Annotated in this window: 12 protein-coding genes and 1 pseudogene; 5 read left to right on the forward strand and 8 right to left on the reverse strand. The window is 49.0% G+C overall.

Annotated features, from left to right (window positions below):
• Positions 1–80: 80 nt before the first annotated feature.
• A complete protein-coding gene (locus tag ACIOVF_RS27615) occupies positions 81–551 on the forward strand; it encodes a response regulator (RefSeq protein ID WP_401294085.1) in 471 nt (156 codons plus the stop codon).
• Positions 552–648: 97 nt separating this feature from the next.
• Here the strand turns inward: ACIOVF_RS27615 and ACIOVF_RS27620 are convergent, their stop codons facing one another.
• From ACIOVF_RS27620 to ACIOVF_RS27630, 3 genes are all read right to left on the reverse strand, one after another.
• Positions 649–1,455 carry a prolipoprotein diacylglyceryl transferase family protein gene (locus tag ACIOVF_RS27620; RefSeq protein ID WP_401294088.1) on the reverse strand — a complete coding sequence of 269 codons (807 nt, stop codon included), beginning with the start codon at positions 1,453–1,455 and terminating at the stop codon, positions 649–651.
• The gene (gene dsbD, locus ACIOVF_RS27625; RefSeq protein WP_401294091.1) at positions 1,455–3,182 is read right to left on the reverse strand and encodes a protein-disulfide reductase DsbD; all 1,728 of its coding nucleotides are present in this window, start codon (positions 3,180–3,182) and stop codon (positions 1,455–1,457) included. The genes ACIOVF_RS27620 and dsbD overlap by 1 nt, the downstream gene beginning before the upstream one ends.
• Positions 3,183–3,743: 561 nt before the next feature.
• A complete protein-coding gene (locus ACIOVF_RS27630) occupies positions 3,744–4,496 on the reverse strand; it encodes a response regulator (RefSeq protein WP_401294094.1) in 753 nt (250 codons plus the stop codon).
• Positions 4,497–4,817: 321 nt separating this feature from the next.
• Between ACIOVF_RS27630 and ACIOVF_RS27635 the strand changes: the two genes are divergently transcribed.
• From ACIOVF_RS27635 to ACIOVF_RS27645, 3 genes are all read left to right on the forward strand, one after another.
• The gene (locus ACIOVF_RS27635; protein WP_401294097.1) at positions 4,818–8,447 is read left to right on the forward strand and encodes a transporter substrate-binding domain-containing protein; all 3,630 of its coding nucleotides are present in this window, start codon (positions 4,818–4,820) and stop codon (positions 8,445–8,447) included.
• A 66-nt stretch (positions 8,448–8,513) separates the two neighbouring features.
• Complete coding sequence (locus tag ACIOVF_RS27640) at positions 8,514–8,939, forward strand: response regulator transcription factor (protein WP_401294100.1); 426 nt, start codon at positions 8,514–8,516, stop codon at positions 8,937–8,939.
• A 249-nt stretch (positions 8,940–9,188) separates the two neighbouring features.
• A complete protein-coding gene (locus ACIOVF_RS27645; protein WP_401294103.1) occupies positions 9,189–9,617 on the forward strand; it encodes a response regulator in 429 nt (142 codons plus the stop codon).
• A gap of 364 nt (positions 9,618–9,981) precedes the next feature.
• Here ACIOVF_RS27645 and ACIOVF_RS27650 read toward each other — a convergent pair.
• The 4 genes and pseudogenes from ACIOVF_RS27650 to ACIOVF_RS27665 all read right to left on the reverse strand — a co-directional run.
• Positions 9,982–11,295, reverse strand: a pseudogene (locus ACIOVF_RS27650) (CBS domain-containing protein); the annotation flags it as partial.
• A gap of 339 nt (positions 11,296–11,634) precedes the next feature.
• Positions 11,635–12,375 carry a 3-oxoacyl-ACP reductase family protein gene (locus ACIOVF_RS27655; RefSeq protein WP_401294115.1) on the reverse strand — a complete coding sequence of 247 codons (741 nt, stop codon included), beginning with the start codon at positions 12,373–12,375 and terminating at the stop codon, positions 11,635–11,637.
• 127 nt (positions 12,376–12,502) lie between these two features.
• Entirely contained in the window at positions 12,503–13,459 is a 957-nt protein-coding gene (locus ACIOVF_RS27660) for an alpha/beta fold hydrolase (RefSeq protein WP_401294106.1), read from the reverse strand.
• 91 nt (positions 13,460–13,550) lie between these two features.
• Entirely contained in the window at positions 13,551–14,300 is a 750-nt protein-coding gene (locus ACIOVF_RS27665) for a 3-oxoacyl-ACP reductase family protein (RefSeq protein WP_401294109.1), read from the reverse strand.
• Between the two features lie 121 nt (positions 14,301–14,421).
• On the opposite strand from ACIOVF_RS27665, the gene ACIOVF_RS27670 reads away from it, so the two are divergent.
• Positions 14,422–15,339 (forward strand): LysR family transcriptional regulator, encoded by a 918-nt coding sequence (locus ACIOVF_RS27670; RefSeq protein ID WP_401294112.1) that lies wholly within the window; start codon positions 14,422–14,424, stop codon positions 15,337–15,339.
• Positions 15,340–15,809: 470 nt separating this feature from the next.
• Here ACIOVF_RS27670 and ACIOVF_RS27675 read toward each other — a convergent pair.
• Positions 15,810–15,934: cytochrome b (locus ACIOVF_RS27675; protein WP_401294117.1), on the reverse strand; the 125-nt coding region annotated here is incomplete at its 5' end.

The following is a 15,934-nucleotide window of genomic DNA, read 5'->3' on the forward strand; positions in this document are numbered from 1 at the left end:
AGCATTTTGAGAGTCTTGGCGAAGATAGCCTCGGTGGTATATGCATGGAATCGTGTTCAGCTTGAACGTGAGAATGAAAAATGCCAAATAAAGAACTGAGATTTCTGATAGCCGATGGACAACATTTCTACCGATTAAAAATTGAACGTGCACTTAACCAGTTGGGATATTATCGTGTCGCACCCATGCAACACTTGAGTGAAGTTATTAGCGTGGTGGACGCTTGTTGTGAGCCGATTGACCTTTTGGTGATCAACGCCTCAATTGCCAAAAGCGAAAATTTTGATTTGCTTTCGCTTCTTACAAACAAACCGCAGGTTCGATATGCGCTGATCTATGGAGGCGAGCATGCGAGTGCAAAAAAAGTCTCCCATTCTACCCTGAAAACCGTCCAGGTCATCTCTACGTCCTTACCGGACATGTCAACGCTTAGTCAGCTTATGGCTGTAGTGGATCCTCAAGATGACCTTCTGCACGATAACATCGAGGCGGAGATTGACAGAGCCGAACCTATTTCTCGCAAAAAAGAAGTGCGTTTTCGCATTCACTGACAGCATCTGGCTTGAGCTGATAGATCTACTAGTGAACACTAGAGGCTATATTTATCGCTGATACACGACCCCGAATGGGGCCGTGTAGAGGAGCAGGTCAAGGGTTTTCAAATTGCTTGAGTACGTGTGTCAGGCTCGCGTCTGATAACTCACCAAGGTGGCTTTTTATCAGTCGACCATCAGCACTGTAGAACAATGTTGTCGGCAGTGCCATTGAGCCCACCACTTGACCCAGGCGCCCGCCACCATCGAACAGGATGTTGTCCAGGCGCAGGCTCTGGCTAGACAGGAATTTGTTAACTATGTCCGCTCCCTCGCCTTGGTTCACAAAGAGAAACGTCAAGTGAGGATTCTCCGCTTGAGCCTTTTGCAGCACTGGCATCTCACGACGGCAAGGGGGGCACCAAGTAGCCCATAGGTTGATTACCAAAGGACGTCCCTGAAAACTGGTTAGATCAACCGTTTCTCCTTTGATGGTTCGTACCGGAATTTCTGGCAATCGCGTACCTTGCTCGTAGACATTCAAAGATAGTGTTCCCAGGCCCCACAGGAGCATGCCGCTGATAACCGACGCGGCGAGTGGGCGACGTAAATTGGCATTTCTCCAGCCCCAGAGTAATGCCACGAACACCACGGCTATGGAACCTGATAGCGCGTGGAAGCCACCATCACGTATATCGACGATTCGCCACAGGTCATCACCGTATTGCTCCCGATAAATCAGCACAAAGCTCAGTCGGGCCACCAGAAGTCCCAGCATAAACAGCCAGAACAGAACCGAGTCTAGGCGCTGTTTACCTTGTGTTGCCACTCTACGACCAATCATGGTCGCTGTGAGTAGAGCCACGAAAAGCAGCAGGTGGCTCAAGGAAATGACGAAACTTCCGATGTTAAAGGTCAGCATTAAAGGCTCTCTTTCGTTTGGTTCCAGCGTTGTAGAAACTCTTCAGCACCAACTTGTCCAGTGATGCGTCGGCTGCGACGCTCTTCTCCATCAGGGCCTATCCATAGGAAGCTTGGTGGCCCTGGTACTTTGTATCGGGTCAACAGTTCGCGGCTATCAGCGTTATCGGCAGTCACATCAAGTTTCAACAGGCGCACATCCTTCAGAGACTCCATTACCTCGCTCGAGCCAAATACTTCCTTCTCCATCACCCGGCAGGACACGCACCAGTCGGCGTAAAAATCCAGCAGCACCCATTGGTCAGTTGCCTTTGCTGAATCAAGTTCAGCCTGCAACTGTGTAGGGGACTTCAGCTTCAGGAATGTTTCATGGCCTGCTGATTGCTGGTTCTCTAAGGAGGATGTGGCCGTACCTAGCACTTTCAAAGGGCGCCATACGTCATCAGAGCCGATAGCTGCGCCGACCATCAGCAGGCTGCCCCAAATACCAAATGTCAGCGATGCAATACCGAATACGTGGTGGGGGTGGCGTTGATGCCAAAGTGTGTACGCCAAAGCCAGCGAGAGAATGCCCCACAACCCGATCCAGAGCGACTCATCTAGGACAGGACGAAGCATGTACACTGCTGTTCCAAGGAACAGGAAACCGAAAGCTCCCTTGAGCAGATTCATCCATGCGCCTGGTTTGGGCAGGAAACGATTGCCTACAGTCACCAAAAGCAAAAGCGGTAAGCCAATACCCAAGCCCATAGCGAACAGAACCAGGCCGCCGTGCAGAGCATTTCCGCTTTGTGCAATGTACAAAAGGGCGCCAGCTAAAGGAGCTGTCATGCACGGGCCGACCAGCAATCCGGACAACGCACCAAGTACCCCCGCGCCCACCAAGCTTCCGCCGTTGCGCTGCCGGCTTGCGTTTTCCAAGCGGTCTCGCACAAAGCTTGGTAGTTGCAGTTCGAAAAAGCCAAACATTGGTAGCGAAAGCAGTACAAAGATCGCTGCAAAACTGCCCAGAACCCAGGGTTGTTGCAACAGTGCTTGTAAGTTTGCTCCAAGCATAGCGGCGAGCACGCCCATAGAGGCATACACAAGGGCCATACAAAATACGTAGCTACCCGCGAGAGCAAAACCACGACGAGGGCTCGCGCCGCTGCCAACGACCAAGCCAGCAAGTATGGGAAGCATAGGAAGAGAGCAGGGGGCGAATGCCAAGAGCAAACCCAAGCCAAAGAAAATGAGCAAGCTCCAGCCTAGGGCTCGTTCCTGCAGGCCGCTTGCCAAAACTTGATCTTGTGCTTCGCTATCAGGCTTTACTGCTGGGCTACCACCCAGATCGATGGTCAGCGATTGCGGCGGATAACATAAGCCTGCATCAGCACAGCCCTGCCAGCCCAGCTTGAATTTACCAGTCGCTCCTGCGGGGATCTTGAGCTCCAGCCCTTGTCGATAAACCTGCTGAGTACCGAAAAACTCATCGCTGTGGGTCTCGCCCTCAGGGAACGTCGGTTTGTGCTCAGTCGGTAGGCCATCGAAGGTCAGTCGCTGCTGATAGAGGTAATACCCGTCAGCTATCTGCCAATAGAGCTGGGTTTCTCCAGAGGGCAGACGTTCAGAGGTGAAACTGAACGCTTTTTCTGCTGAGAGAAACTGCGGTTCGACATCAAATGGGGTAAGTACCGCATGGGTTAGTCCGGAAAAAACCATCAATATTAAGGCTAACAGGCGCCGCATAATAATATCCTTGGGATCGGAAGCCGCCGGAGATTATCACCTGTCAGTTTGTTTATCATCATTGATAGGGGATTTTTGTTTGTCCGTGCTTACGATTTTGAATTGATTTAAAAGGTCTTGCGTTGGAAATTTGACTGGTGATTTTTAGCGTGACTGCCTAGTCTGTATACAGGGTAGGCCTCTCTGGGCTCCACTAAAAATTATAGTGAGAAGTTTATTTTGCATGTTGTCATGCTGATTTGGCCAAGCGCAGTGAGTGGTTGCGCACTACAAAGCACTTGATATTCCGGTAGCGCTGGATGAGCAAGAAGTGCGACGCTTGGTGCTTTTGGGTTTTTGTCAACCACTTTTTCCATCTCCAGAGCCTTGGTGTTTTAGCTTTAAATTTTTTGATAATACCTTAAGGGGTGAGATAAAAATTTAAGACTTGTCTCAAAAATTTAGGAAGATGCTATAGAAATATCTGTAAGGGGAGCCCGCTCTCTCATGTCAATGGACAATAGGTTTCTATATTTTCTGCATAAGGTTTTGTAATGAAGCGAACGCAATAAGGTTATTAAGTCAAATATCTTTCAGCTGAGCCTGTAACTTAAAAAGCTCAGTGTCGGTTTTGATTCCTAGTTTTCTGAAGGCGGCTTGCTTTTGCCCGCTGATGGTTTTTCTACTGCGGGAAAACTTGGTCGCGACCTGAATTACGGAAAGTCCCTCAAGGCAGCAGCGGAGTACCTCTCGCTCTTTTGGGGATAGCTCGGGATGGTTTAGAAAGGCATTGTCGGTGGTGAAGTTATTGTCGTCAGTTACTTGCGGAACAGGGGGCTTATCTTGTTCGGCTAGCATGCTCGGCGCCAGGTACATTCTATCCATCGCTACCATACGAATAGCCTTGATGAGCTCTTCGGTCTCTTGAGACTTTCCTACAAAGCCATTGGCGCCGGCTCGAATGCTTAGGTTAACCGTTGAGGGTCTTTCCATGGACGAAAAAATTAAGATGCGCAAATCTGGATAGTGACTACGTACTAACTGAATCAGTCTGATACCATCAAGCTCACCATCAGCTAACTGGTAGTCAAGTATCACCAAATCAGTGCTCTGCTGCCGCAGGGCGTCAATTAGCTCGCTACTCTTGGCGTATGCTCCCAGTACCTTAAAATCCGCCTCCACATTCAGGCGAATCTTTAACGCTTCACGAATCAGTGCATGGTCATCCAGGAGGATAATTCGTAATGGTGACATCACTGACCATTTCATCGGTATTGCACTCCAGCGCTTGGCTTCAGGGTAGGCATCATCGAAGAAGACTCCGCTTTTTTTCATCGCGCAGCTACATTAACTCAACCTGGTGCTCAAGGAAATCATTCGCTGAAGGTGTCCTGTCCACTATGGTCTACCCGATGGTGGGGTGGAGGTGACCAAGAAGTCAGATTTGAGACAGGTCTTGTTCTGCCTGGGCTGCAAGTTTGTCAGTGTTGTTTGCATGGCCCCACGGCACCATAGCAGGTACAAAAGCGCAGGATGTGGCTGGATCTTTTGGTTGAATTGGGACGAGCCGGTATAGACTGTAGAGCAGACCAGGCTCTCCTTTTTAGAGATCGCCTAGACAGAGCCTCCAGCTCCATTGAACGGATGTTTCGCACCTTGAAGAAGATATCTGCCAATCGTTGGATTACATCCATTTGCCTGCTTTGGCTGTCCTCCGTTTCTCAGATCACCTTTGGTGAAACGGGAGTAAAGCTCCTTGTGCACACGCCCTTAACCGCTCCCGATGTCGTTTTCGATAGCAAAACTCAAGCTTGGCTGGATCGTAGGTCGACAATCCGTGTTGCTTTTTGGGGGGGGGCACGCCCTCCGATGCACATTGGTTTTGACCCGAACAGCTTCGAGGGAGTGACCGCTGACGTGTTGGGGCTATTGCAGAATACCTTAGGTGTTCGCATGCAAATGCTGCGTTTTGAAGACAGACCTCAAGCACTGCAGGCGATGGCACGTGGAGAGGTCGATATGTTGGCGCTGAACGACGTCACCGACGGCGACAACGCGGTGTTCAAAACTAGCAAGCCTTACTTATTGAATCATAAGGTGATAATTCGACGCATCAATGACCCTATTACAACCAGTGCCGACAATGCTGTAGAACGTATGGCCTATATCGGGGCGACTGATTCACACATCAAGCGTATACAAGAGCAGCATCCTAGAAGCAAACTTGTACCTTATGTAAATCATCTGAACGCTCTCGCGGCTTTAGCATATGATCAGGTCGATGTCGTTCGTACCAATGCGGTTACTGCGGAGTTTCTTTTGTCAAGTTACTATCGTAATAGCCTATATATTACTGCAGATGCTAATGCGGGTGGCGTTGCCGATATAAATTTTGCGGTTAGTGTAAGGTACCCGTACTTGCTAGAGGCTGTAAATAAGTCACTGGCGGCAATTCCGGTGGCTGATATGCTTAGGATCACTTCTAATTGGGCGCTCAGTAATAATTTTGTGATTGCGCCTAAATCTCTTGACCTTACCCCTGAGCAAGTGGCATGGATCGCACAACACCCAAAGCTCAAAGTCGTGGTGGCAGATGCTTATGCACCGTTGACTTTTTTCGATGACAAAAATCGGCTGAAAGGGCTCAGTGCCGACATGTTGAAGTTGGTCGAGCGTTTAACAGGTTTGGAGTTTGAAGTAGTCCGCAGCGATAGTGTTAGCGATATGGTGAAGAGTCTACAAGAAGGTAAAGTGGATCTAATCGCTGCGTTGAGCATCGGAGATTTTCGTTTAGAACCGCATCAATATACCCGCCCCTATATGATCAGCCCATTTGTAGTGGTAACGCGTCGTAATGAGGCTGGTATAAAAAGTCTGGAAGAGTTGAATGGCTTGCGTCTTGCTCTGCCGTGGGGTAGCCCGGTTTCTTTCACGGTGCACAATCAGTTCCCCAACATTACTCAGGTGACGGCGCAAAACGCAACAAAGGGCCTCGAGATGCTAGCGGCAGGAGAAGTCGAAGGCTCGGTTCATACTCAATTTGGGGCTGATTACTTTATCAACCACCATTTTCAGGCAGACTTGCATATCGCTTCAGCCATAGGAACCCATCCTGCTAGGGTCGCTATGGCAGTCGGGCCTGGCCATCAAGTGCTCAAAGACATTATAAATTCTGCCCTGCTGAAAGTCCGTCCTGACGAGTTTAAGGCAATGACTGATCGTTGGCGAGTTCATGAGCCTCCAGCAGTAGCCAGCTCTTGGAGTACCTACAAGGATTTAGTTTTTACCGTCATCGTGGCCGCGACTCTGTTTGGCCTAGTTTTCTTAGTCTGGAATTACTACCTGCGAGTCCAAATTAATAAACGTCAGAAAGCAGAGCAGGCGTTGGAGGATCAGTTGCAGTTCACCAGAACGCTGATTGATGGTGCCCCCCTAGCGCTTTATGTGCGAGACGGTGAGGGCCGTTTGGTGGACTGTAATCGTGCTTACCTGGATTTTTTCAACATTACACGAGAGGCGGTAATCGGTAGAACTTTGATGGAGAGCGACGTTGCTGGTGTTGAGATCAGCGCGCGTTACCATCAAATCTACATGGATGCACTTAAGAATGGTCAAACGACATTTGACGATATGGATTTCGAACTGCGCGGACAGCAGTACCGAGTGTACCACTGGATACTTCCGTATCTGAACAGTACAGGCCAATACATTGGTGTAATTGGTGGTTGGCTTGATGTTACAGAGCGCTCGCAATTGATAGAGCAGTTACGTCAGGCTAAGGAAGTCGCCAATAATGCTAATCGTTCTAAGTCGGTTTTTCTGGCTAGTATGAGTCATGAGATTCGTACTCCAATCAGTGCCTTGATTGGCTTGATAGAGTTGTTGCGCGTGCGTGGTGGTACAGCTGCTGAGATCGAGGAAAGTCTCGAAGTTGCTCATCAGTCTGCCCAGTCGTTGCTGTCGTTGATCGGAGATATTCTGGACTTATCTAAAATCGAGGCAGGTGCAATGACACCTTCGCCGCGACCGACCCAATTGATCGAACTGACTCAGTCGATTTATCGCTTGTTCGCGACCAATGCACGCAAAAAAAATATCGAGTTCCGATTGGTCACTGAGGTTCAGAATAACGGTGTGATGATTGATGCGCTTATGCTCAATCAGGTGATATCTAACCTCATTAGTAACGCTATCAAGTTCACTGAGCAGGGCAGTGTTCAATTGCTCTTACGTGAACTACCAGGTACCCAGATTGAAGGTTATGCACGTTTCGCGATCCAAGTGACAGACACAGGCAAGGGGCTGAATGAGGCACAACGTAAGGAAGTATTCGAACCTTTTGTTCAAGCAGATCCACAGGCCCACCGTGCAGCAGGAACCGGTTTAGGCTTAAGCATTTGCGCCAGTTTGGCTGCCCTACTGGGAGCGAAGTTGAGTGTTGATAGTCAACCTGGATTGGGGTCGTGCTTTACCCTGTTATTCGAGGCTGAGTTGGTCGAGATTATTCAAGACAAAGATGCGCCAGATGCGAATCTGCAGTCCGGCCAGAAACTTAGAATTTTGGTGGTAGAGGATCATGCTCCAAATCGAACGTTACTATGCCGACAGCTGGAATTTCTAGGGCATGAAGCGGTTCCTTGTGATGACGGCGAAGCTGCATTTGAGTTGTGGATGAACGCTGAATCAGAATTTGATCTGACAATTACCGATTGTAATATGCCGCGCATGAACGGATTCGAGTTAACTCGACGCATGCGGGAGATAGAGCAGCAAAAAGCTGTGCGCTTGCATCCGATTTTTGGCCTTACGGCTAATGCTCAGTCAGAGGCGAGCGAGATGTGCCTTGCTGCGGGAATGAATCGATGTTTGTTCAAGCCAGTAAGCATCGAAACACTGGCCTCAGCGATAGCTGAAGTAGCACAAAGTCATGCACGCCGCGCGCAAGCGGCAGCAGTTAAGAAAGGTGGAGAGTTGGAAAAAATCAGGCTGTTGAGTCCTGAGTCTTATGCGCCTTTGGTAGAACAGATCTTAATTTCTCTCCGTGAAGACAGTATTAACTTGGAGGTTTTAGCACGGGAGTGTGATAGACCAGGTCTTGCAAGAATCGCTCATAAGATACGCGGTGGTGCAACATTGACAGGAAACTCTGAGTTGGTAGAAGCATGTAGTGAGCTAGAAAGGTTCGTCTTGGAAGATATTGAAATGCCTTATGAGGTTCAGGTCGAGAGGATAAAGGCTTGTCTTCGTGAACTTGAGAGCGAGCTGCAGGAAGTGACTCATCAGTGATGAGGTTACTAAGTTATGCCTTGTTTTCTGTCGCTCTAAAGTTTTTATCATTTCTTGAGGTGAAAAATGTACAGCGCCATGGTTGTAGACGATCATCCCTTCATTCGTTCCACAGTGAGAATGATCCTCAAGCAAGAAGGGTTTGATGTAATATCAGAAGCTGATAATGGCGTGGACGCTTTTCAGCTTCTTCGTGATCATAAGCCTGATCTGGTTTTGCTTGATATATCGATGCCTAGGGTTGATGGTTTAGAGTTTCTCAGTAGAATCGCAGATTTGGGGATGCCAGTAAAAATCTTGGTATTGACCTCGCTTTCCCCGCATATTCTTTCCATGCGCTGTATGAAAGCTGGTGCTGCCGGTTATGTCTCAAAAGCAGATGATCTTACAGAACTTGTAAAAGCAATCAATGCAGTTATGTTGGGCTACACATATTTCCCTAATCTAAAGTTAAGCTCGGTGTGTGGTGATAATGTTCAGCCTCAGTGCTAACCATTTTTCGGTAGTTGGAAAGTTGGTTATGTAAAAAATTAGTGTTTGAAGTGGTTAAGCGGCAAGGTAATTAATAATTTTAAGCCTGGAGTTGTTCGGGGGCTATACGTAATCTCGCTGATCCATTCGGTGATAAATCTCGATAAATATTGGTTTTGTTGGGCGGTAATCTATAGAAGGCGAAGCTCTATCGGTTAGCATGGTTGCATTTTATTGCTATTTTAAATAGCATTAATTTCTGAGTTTCCTATGAGCGAATCAATGCTGAAAAACAGAAAATTGGTAATCCTAGTGGTGGATGATCACCCTGCCAGCCGCTTTCTCTTTTCCAAGCAGTTAGATTACCTTGGGCATAAAGTAATTGTCTCAGAGGATGGGGTGAATGGATTAAAAGCTTGGCGAGATAATCACGTAGATGTGATCATCAGTGACTGCAATCTTCCACTTATGGATGGTTATACATTGACTAGCACAATTCGAGGTGAAGAGCGACAGCGAGGCAAAAAAACCTGCTTTATCCTAGGTGTCACTGCCAATGCACAACTGTACGAAAATGATCGCTGTTTCGATGCGGGTATGAATGGCTGCTTGTTTAAGCCGGTCAGCTTGATGGATCTAAGCCATCGCTTGTCAAGGGTGCAGTCGTTAGCTGTTGCGCCTATTTTACCAGAGTTTTAGATTCTTATATGTCTGGCTGATTAGCAATAGGGCGTCGATGGCGGGGCTTTCTGGTAAGATCATTGGCCAAGCTTTATAGAACAGTAGTAGGACAAGTAAAAATTCTTTCCGGTGTCCTATGGAACGATTAGCTGAGGGTTTATCACAGTTTATAACATAATTAAACGGGATTTATCGAGGGTGCTGTTTTCTGAGTGGTTTATGGATTGAAAAATGCCCACACCTTACGATGCAAGCATTTTTCGAATAAGACAAATCGGTGTGCCTTAAATCTGCTAATTATTGGATTTTCCGAATGTTTCTTAAGAAAATCTTAAAGCTCTGTTGGCTAGGTAGCAGGGGGCGAAAGTGAGCTGTCCTAGGCAATGGCAGTCGTCCCTTCTATTTCACTGGCATCAGGTAACTCTCCCGCAATCGACTCAAGGATATCGGTCATGGATAGAATACCGACAAAGTTACCGTGCTCATTGATCACAAACGCAATATGAGTCGATTCTTTACGCATCTGCTCCAATGCGTTCAGAGTGGTAAAATTTTCTAGTAGGTTGATGGCCTCGCGCGAAACCTTCTCAATTTCTGGAGCACCTCCCTGTAACATTTCCTTTAGCAAGTCTTTTTTGTGTACGAATCCTAGCGGCTCCTCGATTCGTCCGTTGCGAATCAAAGGCAATCTCGAATACGGCGAATTCAGTAGGCGTGTATGGATTTGTTCTGTGCTTTCGCTCAGATCGATGTAGTCAGCCTCACCACGAGGCGTCATAACCGAGCGAATCTTTAGTTCAGCCAATTGCAAAACACCGCTGATCATCACCCGCTCCCGACGATTGAAGACTTCCTTTGGCGCTTCATCCTCCAGCAAGTCGGCAATCTCTTCGCCCACCTCATCTTCACTTACCTTTCGACCGCCTAGAAGGCGCAGCACTGCATGTGCGGTACGCTCTCGCACGGGCCGCTTACCTTGCAGGTTCTTCTTACGTCCCTTGCGTGCAATCTGGTTGAAAACTTCAATCAGGATGGAGAAGCCAATCGCCGCGTAGAGGTAGCCTTTTGGAATATGGAAACCCAGTCCCTCAGCCGTCAGGCTGAAACCGATCATCATCAAGAAGCCAAGGCAGAGCATGATGACGGTAGGGTGGCCGTTTACGAATTTGGTCAGCGGCTTGCTGGCAACAATCATCAAGCCAATGGAGAAGATCACAGCAATCATCATGATCGACAGTTCTTCCACCATGCCCACAGCAGTAATAACCGCGTCGAGGGAGAAGACCGCGTCCAACACGACAATTTGCGCAACAATGGGCCAGAAAAGGGCGTATGTGGCACTGCCTTTGCGCTCGGCCACGTGCCCTTCAAGTCGTTCGTGCAACTCCATGGTTGCCTTGAACAGCAGGAACACCCCGCCGAACAACATGATCAGGTCTCGCCCTGAGAATGATTTATCAAACACATCTATCAACGGTGCGGTGAGTGTCACCATCCAGGAGATGCTGGCCAGAAGGCCCAAGCGCATCAAGAGTGCCAAAGATAGTCCGATAACCCGAGCGCGGTCGCGCTGCTCGGGTGGCAATTTGTCCGCCAGGATAGCGATAAAAACCAGGTTGTCGATGCCTAGTACAAGCTCTAAGACGATGAGGGTCAGTAGGCCAAACCACGCCGTTGGATCAGCAATCCATTCCATAGGAATTGTTTTATCTCTTGAAAATTGAGGGAGCGTAAGCCGATGAACCCTTCGTGATGAGGCTTAGAACAGTCCATCACACATCTAATGAGGAGTTCATGGAAAGCTTGTTAGTCTAGCTCTTTTAAGTACGAGCTATGAAGCTACCTGTGTGCGGGGCGGGGCAGATAGGTAGCCGAGCTAATCAGCGATCAGGTGCGCAGATAGTGATCCTGGATTTTGACTCTTAGACGAGATGTTGTTGACGCTTTCGGCTGCGTTCAACGACGCAAAACAGATCGATTGCCGGACGAAAGGCTTCGCCGGCAATGATCCGTAGTAACCGAGGGAGGGCGGTCTCTATGCTGAGAAACCACCGTCGATAGTCAGGCTCGCACCGGTAATGTAACCAGCATCCGGCCCTGCAAGGTAGGTGACGAAACTGGCGATTTCTTCAGCTTTGCCATAACGCTGCACGGCCATCAGGGCTTGCAACTGGCTCGCTCCTTCGCCGTCGGCAGGGTTCATCTCGGTGTCGACGGGGCCTGGCTGTACGTTATTGACAGTAATACTGCGTGGCCCCAGATCACGAGCCATGCCTTTGGTCAGTCCAACCAGTGCTGACTTGCTCATCGCGTAAATGGCGCCTCCCGCCATCGGAACGCGGTCGGCATTGACGCTTCCGATGTTGATGATCCGGCCGCCCTCGTTCATATGCTTCGCTGCTTCCTGGCAGGCGATGAATACGCTGCGGACGTTGACAGCGAGTGTGCGATCAAGATCTTCAAGAGTAAGTTCTTCGAGGGGCCCCCATGCCAGAACCCCTGCGTTGTTGACCAAAATATCTAGTCCGCCAAAGTGCTCAACCGCTTGGCGCAATGCTGTTTGCACAGCGGATGCGTGATTGCTGTCGGCTTGGATCGCAATGGCCTTGCCACCCGCGCTTGTGATTTCGGTGACGGTTTTTTCGGCTTGCTCTGCGGAAGCGGCATAAGTGAAGGCAACAGCTGCCCCTTCATGAGCTAGCCGTTTGACGATAGCGGCGCCAATGCCACGAGACCCACCTTGCACAAAAGCGATCTTTCCTTGGAGAGTGTCCATTTTTTTCATTTATCCTTCACTTTCCGAAATTTTTTGGTTTTAGTTAGAGCATTTTTCTAAAATAAGCAACTGCCATAAAAGCTTTTATCTGGTGTCTTAGTCAAAAGCAAGCTACTCGCCTTTGATTTTATTTTTCATTTATGAAATCGACCACCAACGGTTTGACCTGGGTAGGGCATTCTTCCATCAGCCAGTGACCGCAACCATTCAGAACATGGCCTTTTACGTTGGAAGCATACTCGTTCATCTGATCGATTTGAGTCTGCCCAAGCCCGCCGCGTCCGCTACCCGATACAGCCAACATTGGCATATTAAGCTTACCCTTTGTCAGCAGCGTTTCATTTTGTTGCACAGATGTCGGAAGTGCGCGGTAGTATTCAAAAGCAGCATGCAAGGTGTGTGGTTTGGAATAAGAGTTTGCGTAGAGGTCAAGCATTTTTTCGGTAAAAGCTTCTGGCTTTTCTGCATGTTTTTTGATGAAGTGAGAAAAGAACACTTTCTCATTCCCAGAAATCAGAGTCTCTGGTAGCGCGCCATCTGCTGAAAAGAAGCTGAAGTGCCAAGCTGTAGATTCGCCCTGAGATGTAAACGCTGGGAAGCTGTAGATTCTCGAGTCTGGGATAACAGCTTCTAGATAGGCCACTTTGGATATGTCTTTTTGATGCTGTGAAAGCATTGGATAGGTCGCCCAAATACCAATGTCATGAGCGACTAGCTTAAACGGTTCATCTGGGCTGAAGCGTTTGGCGAAGGAGTAAATGTAGGGAGATACGTCCTCACCGGTATAAGTGGTTTTAATTGGATCAGATAAACCTAGGCCTGGAAGGTCAACGGCGACGACTCGGTGAGTTTTCGCGAGCTCAGGCATTAACTCACTCCACTCGTACCAAGATTGAGCGAAACCGTGCACCATCAGAACTAGAGGCCCGCTACCACCCGCGACATAGTGCATTTTGATACCGTTGACTTCCTCGAACCCACTTTTAAAACCTTCTGGAATAGGGAACTTGTCAGTAGCCAAAGCGGAGAAGGAGCACATTGCGCCACAAGTAATGGTTGCTAAGTATTTGGTCAGGCTATTCATAGTCAATCTTCCATTTATTTAGGATGACAGCAAAGCTGTCCCGTCACTGCATACGTAGCTGCAGGGCCTGAAATTCACATAGCTTTAAGTATTAAGCGGAAAATCCACCGTCAATGCTAAGGCTGGCGCCGGTGATATACGCAGCCTCAGGGCCTGCGAGGTAGGCTACGAAGCTAGCAATTTCGCTATCCTTTCCATAGCGACCCAGTGCCATTAGTTTTTTAAGTTGCGTAGCCGTCTCGCTAGTAGCCGGGTTCATGTCAGTGTCTACTGGGCCTGGCTGAACATTATTGACAGTGATGGAGCGCGGGCCTAAGTCGCGAGCCAAAGCTTTGGTAAAGCCGACAAGCGAAGCTTTGCTCATCGCATAAACAGCACCACCAGCGATGGGGATTCGGTCGGCGTTAATGCTTCCGATATTGATAATGCGTCCACCTGCTCGCATGTGTCGTATTGCTTCTTGGCTAGCGATAATCACACTGCGTACGTTGACGGCCAGTGTGAGGTCAATTTCCGCGAGTGTGAGATCTTCCAGAGGGCCCCATGGAAGAATGCCTGCATTGTTGACCAGGATGTCCAGCCCGCCGAAATGTTCCGTTGCGTGACGGATTGCCTGCTGCAGAAACTCTGGATTCGCGCTGTCGGCTTGGATAGCGATGGCGTTCCCGCCAGCACCTACGATCTCATTGACAATTCCTTCCGCCGCAATCCTTGACGATTGATAGGTAAACGCGACAGCAGCGCCTTCACTGGCTAGGCGTTTCACGATCGCTGCGCCAATACCTCGGGAGCCGCCTTGTACGAAGGCAATCTTGTCTTGAAGCTTTTCTACTGGGTTCATGTCTACGCAGTCCTTACCTTTGGAAGTCATTTTCGTATCGTTGGATAAGGCTAAGCCATTCACAAAAGCTGATTAAGTCCCTAGAATTCCAATGTCTAAGTCCTGTGCGGAATCAATGGCGATGGTCAAGAACCAATTTTTTGAGATTCGAAATTTCGTTACGGTCGCTCAGGCGGGTAGCTTCACCGTAGCTGCGCAGGCATTGGGAATGACCGGTTCGGCGCTTAGTAAAAGCATCATGCGCCTTGAAGCTCGCTTGGGAACAAAGCTGCTGCACAGGACTACCAGACGGGTGAGTTTGACCAACGATGGCGACTCATACCTAGCTGACTGCCAAAACGCGATGGCGATCCTAGATGAAGCCGAAAGCCGACTGGGTAGTGAGCAACGGGCGCCAGCGGGCAGAGTGCGGATTGATCTGCCCTCAGCATTTGGTCGCAGATATATCCTGCCTTCTCTGCTGGATTTGTCGAGACAACATGAACAGCTTGACCTATCAATTACGTTCAGCGATCGCACTGTTGATTTGATGGGGGACGGTATAGACGTAGCTGTGCGTGTGGGAAACCTTGACGACAACGTAGATCTGGTCGCACGTCGCCTGGGTGAGCAACGAAGGGTTATCTGCGGCTCTCCCTCTTACTTTTCTCAAAGAGGTTTCCCGCTTGTCAAGGAAGATCTCCAGCAGCATTCGTGTGTTACTGGGTGGCCAATGACGTTACGGCATAGCTGGCTGCTCAAAAGCCGCGAGGGTGTGACTGAGCCATATGTGATTCCAATACGGCATGAAATCGGAGACTGTGAAGCAATCCTTTCAGCTGCATTGGCGGGCTGCGGGCTTGCCCAAGTGCCCACATGGTTAGTGGAAGAACACCTTAGAACCGGTGCATTGGTTTCTGTGCTTGATGAGCTTGCAGGAGACGATGTACCTATGCACGCAATCTGGATCAAGACTCCCTATATCCAGCCAAAGCTGCGAGCAGTAATTGATAGATTGATCGAGTTGGCTACAGCGCCTGGCAGTAAATTCAAGCCTTGATAGAAAGTTGAGAGATTGGTCAGGTTTTCATACCTGTCAGGGATCCGAGATGCTCTCAGGAAAATGGAATGCATCTATGGTGCATTTTTATCAACCCTCGATATCTTCTTGGTAGGTATCCTCCAACTGCTATTTTTACTTTTTGTTTCTTGAGTGATGTGGACGAATTTCGTCTACGGTAGCTCAAAACTCGCGAGTGTTTGTCGATCAGCCCGCTCGCCGTAACTGCAACTCAGTCCATTGATTTATACGATCACACTGCGAGTCTGTTAGCTTGTCAGTGGCTGAGGTCAGCATTTGTAGGATGCAGCATCGATCCTAGCCTTCCGGAAACCAGTCAGAAAACTCAACATTACAGTGCTTCGATTGACCGAACGTCCAGGCGAGAACCATATCTGCAACCGCACGAAAATGATCAGCTATGTAGATCTCGTGATCAGTCTTCCATCCACTGCTAGGCCGTAGGCGGCTTAGTCGCGACCGGGGAGCATGCGCACGAAGGTGTTGTCGCGGCTGATGAAGTGGTGGAACAGGGCGGCAGCGGCGTGCAGGCCGATCAACCAGTAGCCGACGACGCCGGCCAGTTCGTGCCATT

Origin of the sequence: Pseudomonas sp. NPDC087612 (assembly GCF_044743505.1) — a bacterium.
Classification (GTDB): Bacteria; Pseudomonadota; Gammaproteobacteria; order Pseudomonadales; family Pseudomonadaceae; genus Aquipseudomonas.